The organism is Mucilaginibacter sp. (assembly GCF_039207105.1).
Classification (GTDB): domain Bacteria; phylum Bacteroidota; class Bacteroidia; order Sphingobacteriales; family Sphingobacteriaceae; genus Mucilaginibacter.
The window spans coordinates 1-10,841 of sequence record NZ_JBCECK010000158.1; the positions used below are offsets into that span (position 1 = coordinate 1).

The following is a 10,841-nucleotide window of genomic DNA, read 5'->3' on the forward strand; positions in this document are numbered from 1 at the left end:
TTTGCCCGTAACGATTTGATGGAAACTCATGCAAATGATAATATATTTACAACCATTATAAAAATACCACAGTTATGAGGCGAGCCTTAATTATTGATGATGAACCTTTAGCCCGTATGGTTGTAAAGGAATATCTGCAAAATTTTAGTGAAATTGAATTGCTGCAGGAATGCAACGATGGCTTTGAGGGGCTTAAAGCCATACAGCAGCACCAGCCCGATCTGATTTTTCTGGATGTGCAGATGCCAAAGATAAATGGCTTTGAAATGCTTGAACTGGTGGACCAGCCGCCCGCAGTGATATTTACTACCGCCTTTGATGAATATGCCATTAAAGCCTTTGAAGCGCACGCTGTTGACTACCTGTTAAAACCCTTCAGTAAAGACAGATTTAATAAGGCTATTGAAAAATACCTGGCCACCGCGCCCGAAAAGCACGCGCCAAAACAAACCGAAGAACTGCTGGAAACCGCCGCGGCGCAATCGCCATCGCAGCATGAGCGTATTGTGGTAAAAACCGGTACCAAGGTAAAAATTATCCCTGTAGCCGATGTAGAGTACCTGCAAGCCGACGATGATTATGTAAGCGTATTTACCAAAGAAGGCTCGTACCTCAAAAACAAAACCATGAATTTTTTTGAGCAAACGCTTGATGCGCGCCAGTTTGTACGTGTGCACCGCTCATACATCATAGCCATACAGCAAATTACCCGTATAGATCCGTACGAAAAAGATGCGCATCTGGCTATCCTTAAATCGGGCGCTAAAATACCGGTAAGCAAAACGGGCTACGTAAAACTGAAACAAGTGCTGGGAATATAAAACCACCTTTAAAAATATTTTGTAGAGACGCATGTAATGCGTCTCTTTTTTTTGCCTTACTAATCTCGTTCACTGCCGCGAAATTAGCGAAGCGTATCTCGTGGCTATCATGGCTTCAGCTTTCAGCTTACGTTCAGCTGAAAGCTGAAGCCACGTGCCACCCTGAGTTATAAACTCGCGGTAGCGTATACAATTAAACTACTCACCCAAACATTTTTCGTATCTTTACATAAATCAGCAGGCCGGTAGTAATTCAAGTACTATCGGCCTGTTTTATTAAGATCAAGAGAGTCCCAAAATCACAGAATAAAAAAAACAAATAACTAACAATCAACAAATTACAACTTTTTAAAGCTTAAAAAACGCAGTAAAAGTGAGTTAAAACGAATGATTTCTGCTCAAAACAGCTCTTTTTTCAAAGATTTACGGCAATTTTTAGATGATTTTGAGTCCAAATTATGTTAAAATAAAATTTTAAAAAGTTTTGCCGGGCATGAATCAAAAACTGCTACATAAGCAAAATCATGAGGGCTTCTTCTACCCTGTCATCATCTAAAAGTTGTTTGGCTTTCAGGTGCAGTTGCAGCTCGCGGGTCTGGCTATCACCGATGGTAGCATCCAGAAGGTCCTTCACATCCGGCAGTTGCGCAAAGGCTTCGATTGCCTCATCAGTTGGCAGGGTTTCCAGATTACCCAGCTGCCCCAGGTTATTCCCGGTAAGTACCCTTGAATTGCGGATGCTATGCGGCAGGGCATCAACCCCAATGCACATTTTCATATTGGGCTTGGCTACTTTAAACAGGTTATCCTCGGTAACACGGCAATACCAATCACCACCAAGGCGGGCCACCAGGTCAATTTTGGCCTGGTTAATTCTGCCGTCAGCATCTAAAATACCTTCGCTGATATGGAGCATTTTAATTTCGGCCAAAACCAGATTACCTGCGCCCGGGGTATCGCCTAAGGAAATAACCTCCCGGATGATACATTCCAACTGCACAGGAGCTTCGGCCACCCGGGGTGGTTTAACCAGACTGGATGCCAAAGGTGTTAGACCCGATTTTACAAACTCGTTTACCCCTTTGGCGTAAGCAACACTGGAAAGTGAAACCTGCTGCACTATATCGTAATTAACTATGTTTATCACACACTCAGGCACCTCCAGAACATTCTCCAGCGTATGCTTGGTAGTATTGTCCCTTACACTGCGCGACGGCGAAAAAACACAAACCGGCGGATTGGTACTAAACACATTGAAAAAGCTAAAAGGGCTCAGGTTTACATTGCCATCCTGATCTACTGTTGAGGCCAGACAAATAGGTCTCGGTGCCACAGCATGATTAAGGTAGCTATGCAATTGCCCTACAGAGAGATCGGAGACTTTAATGGATAGCATTTTCTACTTCTTTAATCCCAATATGGAAAAATCACTATCAGCCTTTTTGATAATATTGGCCAGCATACCTAAGCCGGTAATCTCCATTTCAACCAGGTCGCCATCCTTTAACCATTGAGGTTGATAATTAGCATCGTTGAGCAAACCGGTACCGTTTAGTTCCAGAAAACAACCTGTACCAACCGTTCCCGAGCCTATTACATCGCCCGGCAGTACATCACAGCCGTAAGCGCAGCGTTCAATAATTTCGGCAAAGGTCCAGTCCATATCTGCCATGTTACCTAATGATACCTGTTTGCCGTTAACCACACACTTCATTTCCAGGTTATAGGCATTGCCCGTGTGGCCAGGTTTGGGTGCTATCTTGTACTGTTCAAGCTCATCGGGAGTAACTAACCAGGGGCCAATCACGGTTGAAAAATCCTTGCCTTTTGCCGGGCCGAGGTTTAGCAGCATCTCTTCCATTTGAAGAGTGCGTGCGCTCATATCATTCATGATCATAAAGCCTGCAATAAAACTATCCGCATCGGCAGCTTTAATGTTGCGGCCTTTTTTATAAAGCGCCACGGCTACCTCCAGCTCAAAATCGAGCTTGTTGAAATGATCGGGCATACATTCAATTTCGCCGGGGCCTTGTATGGCATTATGGTTGGTAAAATAAAACACGGGGTATTGGTCAAACTCGGGTATCATATCAACCTTACGGTTACGGCGGGCTGCGGCTACATGCTGCCTGAATGCATAAGCATCCCGACATGAGGTTGGATGCGGTACAGGGGCTGTAAGTTCAAAAAACAACTCTTCTTTGGCTTCCAGTTTTCCTGAGATTATAGCTTCATGAACACGTTTGGCATGATCCATCAGTTCCTCGCCACCCCATAAAAATTCATTCATATTATCGGGTATCAGCTTATCGCAGGAGTTAAGGTTATAAATATGGTTGTTTATAAAAACGCCTAAGTGTTCGCGGTCTTCGGTTTTATACGATACTAATTTCATAGGTAGGTTAATTGGTTAAATCAAAACTAAGCAATTTTAGTTGATTCGGTAAACCTACCCTTGCGTATTAAAATTATTAGCTCTAATTTCGTATATCATGTTAACCATACAGAAGCATTTTTTATTTTCCCTGGGCCTCACCAGTATGAGCGATGCATCATCGTTCAGGAATGCTATGCTTGCCAAAATAGTACTTGCACAATACTAAGGCAGATTTGTGGAGTAAGGATGATGGAGTAAAGATTAATTCTGTTTTAATCAAATAATTCCATAGTCCCATAGTCTGTCAGTCCCAAGGTCCCCTAAAACTATCTTGATATTTTAAACGTTTTATTGTTAACCAATTAAAACAACATGCCCTTATATCATACATTAGGAGCTATCCCGCCTAAGCGGCATACGCAATTCCGTAAGCCCGATGGTACTTTATATGCCGAAGAACTGGTATCAACAGAAGGTTTTTCAAGCCTGTACTCTTTAGTGTATCATGCCTATCCGCCCACTATTGTGAAAACTTTAGGCGAGCCATACAGCGTTGAACCTAAGATAGCGAGAGAAAAACATCTGAAGCATACCAGTCTGATCGGTTTTAATATTAAGCCTGAGGATGATTACCTGCAAAGCCGTAAACCGGTACTGGTAAACAGCGACCTACATATCTCACTGGCTGCACCGCGTATGTTGATGACAGATTATTTTTATAAGAATAGTCAGGCCGATGAGGTAGTTTTTATACATGAGGGATCAGGCACATTAAAAACAGGCTTCGGGAATATCAAATTTGTATACGGTGATTACCTGGTGATACCACGCGGTACCATCTATCAACTGGAGTTTGATACGCCCGATAACCGTTTATTTATCATAGAAAGTTTTAGCCCTATACGTCCGCCAAAAAGGTATCGAAATCAGTACGGGCAGTTGATGGAACATTCGCCCTATTGCGAACGCGATATTAAGCGCCCCACCAATCTGGAAACTCATGACGAGCATGGCGATTTCAAGATATTAATCAAAAAACAGGGCTTGATATATCCTTACATATATGGTACCCATCCTTTTGATTTTATCGGTTGGGATGGTTTCCATTATCCCTGGGCATTATCAATTCATGATTTTGAACCTATAACCGGGCGCTTGCATCAGCCGCCTCCGGTTCATCAAACTTTTGAGGGCAACAATTTTGTGATCTGCTCTTTTGTGCCGCGTAAGTTTGATTATCACCCGCTATCTATTCCGGCGCCTTATAATCACAGCAATGTGGATAGCGATGAGGTTTTATACTACGTTGATGGCGACTTTATGAGCCGCAAAAGTGTGGTAAAAGGGCAAATTACTTTGCACCCGGGAGGTATACCGCACGGCCCGCACCCGGGTTCGGTCGAAAAATCAATAGGTAAAGAATCAACTGACGAACTGGCTGTAATGATAGACCCCTTCCGCCCGCTGATGCTCACGGAAGATGCTATAAAAATTGAGGACGAAAATTATTATAAAAGCTGGCAATAGTCTTTTGTCATTGCGAGCGTAGCGTGGCAACCGCGAATACGAAAAGATTTATCTGCGCAATTCGCGATTGCTTCGTTCCTCGCAATGACATGAAAAAATTACAAAAATTAAAACAATGCAAACACAAACCATAGATAAACAACGACAAACAACAGATTTTTTACCGCTTAACGGTACCGATCATGTTGAATTTTATGTAGGTAATGCCAAGCAGGCCGCTCATTATTATAAAACCGCTTTTGGTTTTCAGAACCTGGCCTATGCCGGGCCCGAAACCGGTGTACGCGACAGGGCATCATACGTATTGCAGCAAGGTAAGATCAGGATTGTACTTACTACTCCCCTGCACTCCGATCATCCGATAGCTGAGCATATCAAAAAACACGGCGACGGTGTAAAAGTACTTGCCCTTTGGGTTGATGATGCTTATGATGCCTTTGAGCAAACTACCAAACGCGGCGCTTTACCTTATCAACAGCCTCAAACCCTTACCGATGAGCATGGCGAAGTACGTACCAGCGGCATAAAACTTTATGGCGAAACCGTTCACTTGTTTGTTGAGCGCAAAAACTATAATGGCCTGTTTTTACCGGGTTATCAACCATTGGAAAATAGCTTTAACCCACCTGCTGCCGGTCTTTTATATATTGACCATTGCGTTGGCAACGTGGGCTGGCATAAAATGGATCAATGGGTTAATTTTTATGAGGATATCATGGGCTTCAAAAACATTTTAACATTTGATGATAAAATGATCAGTACTGAATACTCGGCCCTGATGAGTAAGGTGATGAGCAATGGCAACGGCTACGTGAAATTCCCGATCAATGAGCCGGCAGAGGGCAAAAAGAAATCGCAGATAGAGGAGTACCTTGAATTTTATGAGGATGAAGGCGTACAGCACCTTGCATTGGCTACAGATGACATTGTAGCAACCGTAACTGATCTGCAAAGCCGTGGGGTGGAATTCCTGACCGTACCCACAACCTACTACGATGAACTAACCGATCGCGTTGGTCACATTGACGAAAACCTGGAACCATTGAAAAAACTGGGTATCCTGGTTGACCGCGATGACGAGGGATACCTGTTGCAAATATTCACCAAGCCTATTGAAGACAGGCCAACCCTGTTCTTTGAGATCATTCAGCGCAAAGGCGCCAAATCATTCGGTGCCGGCAATTTCAAAGCCTTATTTGAGGCCATTGAACGCGAGCAGGAAATAAGAGGTAATCTTTAATGAGATATGAGCCGGGCTTTAGCCCGGCTCTTTTGTTAAGTAGTTTCATTATATTTGATATACAGCTTAAATCCTAATATCATGAAGAAACTTATCCTGCTTGCAGTCATCATTGCTTTTGGCATGAATTGCTTTGCTCAAAATAATCAGACAACCAAACCGGTTTATGATGCTGCCCTTGCCAAAAAGTTGGGTGCTGATCAATACGGCATGAAAAAATATGTCATGGCTTTTTTAAAAAAAGGGCCAAACCGTTTGCAGGATTCTGCAGCCCGCATGCAGTTGCAAATGGCACATCTAAAAAACATTACCCGTTTGGCCGAGGAGGGCAAATTAGTAGTGGCAGGGCCATTTATGGATGATCAGGAAATAAGAGGGATATTCATTTTTAATGTGGAAACCCTCGAAGAAGCTAAAAAACTTACCGAAACAGATCCGGCTGTAAAAGCAGGATCACTGGTAATGGAACTGCATCCTTTTTATTGCTCAGCGGCGCTTATGGAGGTAAACAGCATACACAACAAATTGCAAAGTAAAAGCATAACCGATTAAAACGGGATGGCGGTACAAGAGATCATGGAGCTTTTAAAAGATAAAGCCGATCCTGCTTATCTGGCCGGTATGCAACGCTTTGGCATTGATATCACACTTGCTATCGGAGTAAAACTTCCGGAGTTGCGTAAACTGGCCCGGATCATCAAAAAAGATCATACCCTTGCCCTTGAACTTTGGGATACCCGCTTGCATGAGGCCCGCCTGCTGGCCTCCATGATTGATGACCCGGCCCAGGTAACCGAACAACAAATAGATAGATGGACAAAGGATTTTTATTCCTGGGATCTGTGCGACCAGGTATGCGGAAATTTATTTGACCGCACCCCATTTGCCATTGCTAAAGCTGTTGAGTTTAGTGGTCATGAAGAAGAGTTTGTAAAACGGGCAGGATTTGTTTTAATGGCCGAATACGCGGTACATCATAAAACAGCCCCTGACGATACATTTATTAAGTTATTCCCCATTATAGAGCGCGAAGCCTGGGATAATCGAAACTTTGTTAAAAAAGCTATAAACTGGGCCCTGCGGCAAACAGGCAAAAGAAACGATACCTTAAAATTACTGGCTATACAAACGGCGCATAACATTTTAAAGCAGGATCATAAAGCTGCAAAATGGATAGCTAAGAACGCCTTAGCTGAACTCACAACCAGGTAACATTAACCACCTATTTTCAATATGACTCCAAAGTCATTATGCTATTCTTTTTAAGAATGCTTTTTTACTACCAACCTTAAAGGTGTAAAAAAAGATGTATTTAAGTTCACATTCTGATGCTAATAGAGTTTACAATTATATATTTATTTTGCAATCATCAGAATAAGAGTAATTTATACCATTCCAAATATTATATTTGAAGTTGGCCAATTTGGGCCTAAATGATGTAGACCGGAGGAACGGCAAATACAACTTATGGTTGTAATTTTTAAAAATTGAAATTATGGCACATAATTTTCTAATAGGTGGTGTATGCGTAACGAGTAATTGAGTAGGCTATTAACAATATGAGTTTTTCTGAAGATAAGTTTTCTGACGATAGCAGGTTACATCTTGCTCAAATAATTGATAACATTAATGCCGGCATTTGGGAGTATACTATTAATACCAGGGTAATTAAATGGTCGGTTGGGTTTTATACCGTACTGGGTTATGAGCCCGGCGAAATTGAATGCTCTAATCACACTTTTTTTGAACATCTGCTATACCATCAGGATAAAGCTATTTTCCTAAACGCTTTAAATAATCAGGATACTAAACAACATAACCCTATACAGGTAAGGTTACTTACCAAATCATCTGGCTATCATTGGTTTGAGAGTACTGTTAAAAGGCATTCAGATACAAAAGCTAAAACAATTTATGGCTCAATCATCAATATCAACCAGTACAAACAAGATCAACTAAAGGCTGTACGGGACGATCTTGATTATGCAGATACTATCCAGATCGCGAAATTAGGAAGCTGGGAAATAGAAGCGGGCAGCCTTAACCTAACACTATCAAAGCATACCTATGAAATTTTTGAGTTACAAACAGAAGTAAAACTTAGCATTGATGAGTTGATAAGCTTTTTTGAACCTCAATATCGCCCCATACTGCATACGGCTATAAATAACGCGCTTGAATTTTGTCAGCCGTATGATCTGGAGTTGCTTTTCAGAACGGCTAAAAACCATGTTATATGGGTAAGGGCCAAAGGAATACCTATTATTAATGAATTTGGCAAGTGTATAACTGTAAAGGGTATTATTCAGGATATTGATAACAGCAAACGTAAAGGGTTGAGTTTAGAGTCGTCGCTCAATTTGCTTACCGATCAAAACAGGCGACTGCAAAATTTCGCATACATCGTATCGCACAACCTGCGTTCGCACACAGGTAACCTGCAATTTATGGTGAATTTATATGAAGAAACGCAAGCTAACACAGATCGTGCTGAGATTTTTTCCCATATTAAATCCATCAGCAGCAGCCTGAATTCGACTATTGAACATCTGAACGAAATTGTTAAAATTCAGACAGAGATCACTAATGAGCGTAGCATAATTAATTTTGAAACCATTTTCAAAAACATACAATTAGCTGTAAAAAGTAATATAGAAGCACTTAACGCCCATATTGAATATGATTTTAGCCAATGCCCTCAAATGAGCTACATACCGGCTTATATGGAGAGTATTTTGCAAAATTTGCTTACCAATGCCTTAAAATACAGTCATCCGGACAGAAAGCCATTCATTAAGTGCTACACTATTAAAGACCGTAATTTTGTTTACCTCATATTTGAGGATAACGGAATAGGCATTGATCTGGAACGTTTTGGCGACAAGATATTCGGCATGTACAAGACCTTTCACCAAAACCCCGATGCAAGAGGAATTGGCCTGTTTATAACCCGCAACCAGATAGAAGCGCTTGGCGGAACCATCAAGGTTGAAAGTACCGTTAACATAGGTACTAAATTTACAATCAAGTTGGTATAGCCTGCTGTTGTATCCCTTTATAAGCCTATTTATATCAATAACTTATCGGGTGTCAGATTCCCGGAACAGACTGGAAATTTGTAGAAATAAAATCGCAACTGAGGAAAAAATATCTCGGTCAGCAGGCTTAATTTGCTGATTGAAAAAAAATGTTGAAAAAAAATTGGGTAACTCCGAAGCGGGAATATAAATCATATAAAAAATGTCATTGCGAGCGATAGCGTGGCAATCGCATACTTTCAAGAGAGAACTTGCATTGTTCGCGATTGCTTCGTTCCTCGCAATGACATGTTTGAGATTTTAACTATTCAATATAACTTTCCAGTATTTTAAAGCCTGTTGTAGTATCAAGCGTTACCTGATCAATATTTTTAGGTAATAAAATACATTCGCCCATTTTAACCGGGTATTCCTGGCCATTATATTTTACGGTGTAAGCTCCTTCAACACATACATGTACTACAAATGAATCCAATGCTGAATAATCTTTTGAAGTGCTATGTGTAAAATCAAGCAGGTTGGTAGTAAAATACGGACAGCTAACCAGTTTTACGGTTTCATCCTTTTTAGGCTGATAGCTGGTTTTATATTCAGGGTAATGTTTATAATCAATAGCGGCAAGTGCCTCTTCGGTATGCAGCTCACGTTTGTTGCCTTTATCATCAACGCGGTCAAAATCATAAATACGGTAAGTGATATCAGATGTTTGCTGAATTTCGGCAATCAGCAATCCTTTACCTATAGTATGTACACGGCCGGCCGGTAAAAAGAAAACATCACCCGCAGCTACATCTTCTTTGTTCAGGATATCAGTTAAGTGACCGCTGTTTAGCTTATCTAAATAAACCTGTTCTGTAAGTTCCTGGTTAAAACCGGCAATTAAGGTTGAACCCGGGTCGGCCTCAATCACGTACCACATTTCGGTTTTACCAAATGAGTTATGGCGCTTTTTGGCCAGTTCATCATTTGGGTGTACCTGGATAGACAGGTCTTCGTTGGCATCAATAAATTTGATCAGCAAAGGGAATATATTACCAAAATGAGCATAAACCTTTTCGCCTACCAACTCGCCCTGAAATTTTTCCAGCAGATCGGCCAGAGATTCTCCGGCAAGTTCGCCATTGGCTACAACAGATACATCAGATTTTACGCCTGATATTTCCCAGGTTTCACCACAATTTGGCAGATCGCCAAAATCTTTATGCAAATACGTTTTGATCTTTTGACCACCCCATATCTTATCTTTATAAATGGTTTTGAATTTTAACGGATATAATGCTGACATGATGTAATTTTTATGACGCTAAGGTAGGAGTTAAAAAAGAAAGGATAAACCGATTCATCATTTTTTACCAAAAACTTATTCAAGGCCACAAAAAAGCCCGCCTTTATGGGGCGGGCTCCTGTATGTTTATTGCAATTAATTACTTGCCTAATTTGGCTTTCAGGTTTTCGTCAATAGCAGCCAAAAATTCTTCGGTGTATAAGTAATCTTTACCGTGTTCAACTTTTGGTTTAATGGTGATGGCCAAATCTTTGGTCATTTTACCACTCTCAACAGTTTCAATACAAACTTGCTCTAAAGTTTTGCAGAAGTTAACCAGCTCCTTATTGTTATCTAACATACCACGGAACTCCAAACCTCTTGTCCATGCAAAAATAGACGCGATAGGGTTTGTAGAAGTTGGTTTGCCAGCTTGGTGCTCGCGGTAGTGGCGGGTAACTGTACCGTGTGCTGCCTCAGCTTCCATTACGGTACCATCTGGTGTAACCAATGTTGAGGTCATTAAACCTAATGAACCAAAACCTTGTGCTACGGTATCAGATTGTACGTCGCC

The 10,841-nt window shown here is 41.3% G+C and carries 10 protein-coding genes; 6 read left to right on the top strand and 4 right to left on the bottom strand.

Annotation, left to right across the window (positions count from 1 at the left end):
- Window positions 1–74 precede the first annotated feature (74 nt).
- Window positions 75–821, top strand: coding sequence for a LytTR family transcriptional regulator DNA-binding domain-containing protein (locus AAGC65_RS21695; RefSeq protein ID WP_343114560.1), 747 nt, complete (start codon window positions 75–77; stop codon window positions 819–821).
- A 508-nt stretch (window positions 822–1,329) separates the two neighbouring features.
- On the opposite strand, the gene AAGC65_RS21700 is transcribed toward AAGC65_RS21695, so the two are convergent.
- A complete protein-coding gene (locus AAGC65_RS21700) occupies window positions 1,330–2,217 on the bottom strand; it encodes a flavin reductase family protein (protein WP_343114561.1) in 888 nt (295 codons plus the stop codon).
- A gap of 3 nt (window positions 2,218–2,220) precedes the next feature.
- Window positions 2,221–3,216, bottom strand: a complete 996-nt coding sequence (locus tag AAGC65_RS21705; RefSeq protein ID WP_343114562.1) for a fumarylacetoacetate hydrolase family protein — start codon at window positions 3,214–3,216, stop codon at window positions 2,221–2,223.
- A gap of 354 nt (window positions 3,217–3,570) precedes the next feature.
- Here AAGC65_RS21705 and AAGC65_RS21710 point away from each other — a divergent pair, with 354 nt between their 5' ends.
- The 5 genes from AAGC65_RS21710 to AAGC65_RS21730 all read left to right on the top strand — a co-directional run bounded on the left by AAGC65_RS21710 (window position 3,571) and on the right by AAGC65_RS21730 (window position 9,003).
- Window positions 3,571–4,725, top strand: a complete 1,155-nt coding sequence (locus AAGC65_RS21710; protein WP_343114563.1) for a homogentisate 1,2-dioxygenase — start codon at window positions 3,571–3,573, stop codon at window positions 4,723–4,725.
- 115 nt (window positions 4,726–4,840) lie between these two features.
- On the top strand, window positions 4,841–5,965 hold the full coding sequence (gene hppD / locus AAGC65_RS21715; RefSeq protein ID WP_343114564.1) for a 4-hydroxyphenylpyruvate dioxygenase: 1,125 nt from the start codon (window positions 4,841–4,843) through the stop codon (window positions 5,963–5,965).
- An 81-nt stretch (window positions 5,966–6,046) separates the two neighbouring features.
- A complete protein-coding gene (locus tag AAGC65_RS21720; protein WP_343114565.1) occupies window positions 6,047–6,517 on the top strand; it encodes a YciI family protein in 471 nt (156 codons plus the stop codon).
- Window positions 6,518–6,523: 6 nt separating this feature from the next.
- The gene (locus tag AAGC65_RS21725; protein ID WP_343114566.1) at window positions 6,524–7,177 is read left to right on the top strand and encodes a DNA alkylation repair protein; all 654 of its coding nucleotides are present in this window, start codon (window positions 6,524–6,526) and stop codon (window positions 7,175–7,177) included.
- 347 nt (window positions 7,178–7,524) lie between these two features.
- Entirely contained in the window at window positions 7,525–9,003 is a 1,479-nt protein-coding gene (locus AAGC65_RS21730) for an ATP-binding protein (protein WP_343114567.1), read from the top strand.
- 304 nt (window positions 9,004–9,307) lie between these two features.
- Here the strand turns inward: AAGC65_RS21730 and AAGC65_RS21735 are convergent, their stop codons facing one another.
- Window positions 9,308–10,288: a type I phosphomannose isomerase catalytic subunit gene (locus AAGC65_RS21735; RefSeq protein WP_343114568.1), complete on the bottom strand. Its 981-nt coding sequence runs from the start codon at window positions 10,286–10,288 to the stop codon at window positions 9,308–9,310.
- A 139-nt stretch (window positions 10,289–10,427) separates the two neighbouring features.
- On the bottom strand, window positions 10,428–10,841 hold a 414-nt coding region (locus tag AAGC65_RS21740), incomplete at its 5' end, for an isocitrate/isopropylmalate family dehydrogenase (RefSeq protein WP_343114569.1).

Bases quoted from the DNA above. Each gene is read 5' to 3' on its own strand.
- AAGC65_RS21695 (WP_343114560.1), top strand. From the start codon at position 75: ATGAGGCGAGCCTTAATTATTGATGATGAACCTTTAGCCCGTATGGTT.
- AAGC65_RS21700 (WP_343114561.1), bottom strand. From the start codon at position 2,217: ATGCTATCCATTAAAGTCTCCGATCTCTCTGTAGGGCAATTGCATAGC.
- AAGC65_RS21705 (WP_343114562.1), bottom strand. From the start codon at position 3,216: ATGAAATTAGTATCGTATAAAACCGAAGACCGCGAACACTTAGGCGTT.
- AAGC65_RS21710 (WP_343114563.1), top strand. From the start codon at position 3,571: ATGCCCTTATATCATACATTAGGAGCTATCCCGCCTAAGCGGCATACG.
- hppD (WP_343114564.1), top strand. From the start codon at position 4,841: ATGCAAACACAAACCATAGATAAACAACGACAAACAACAGATTTTTTA.
- AAGC65_RS21720 (WP_343114565.1), top strand. From the start codon at position 6,047: ATGAAGAAACTTATCCTGCTTGCAGTCATCATTGCTTTTGGCATGAAT.
- AAGC65_RS21725 (WP_343114566.1), top strand. From the start codon at position 6,524: ATGGCGGTACAAGAGATCATGGAGCTTTTAAAAGATAAAGCCGATCCT.
- AAGC65_RS21730 (WP_343114567.1), top strand. From the start codon at position 7,525: ATGAGTTTTTCTGAAGATAAGTTTTCTGACGATAGCAGGTTACATCTT.
- AAGC65_RS21735 (WP_343114568.1), bottom strand. From the start codon at position 10,288: ATGTCAGCATTATATCCGTTAAAATTCAAAACCATTTATAAAGATAAG.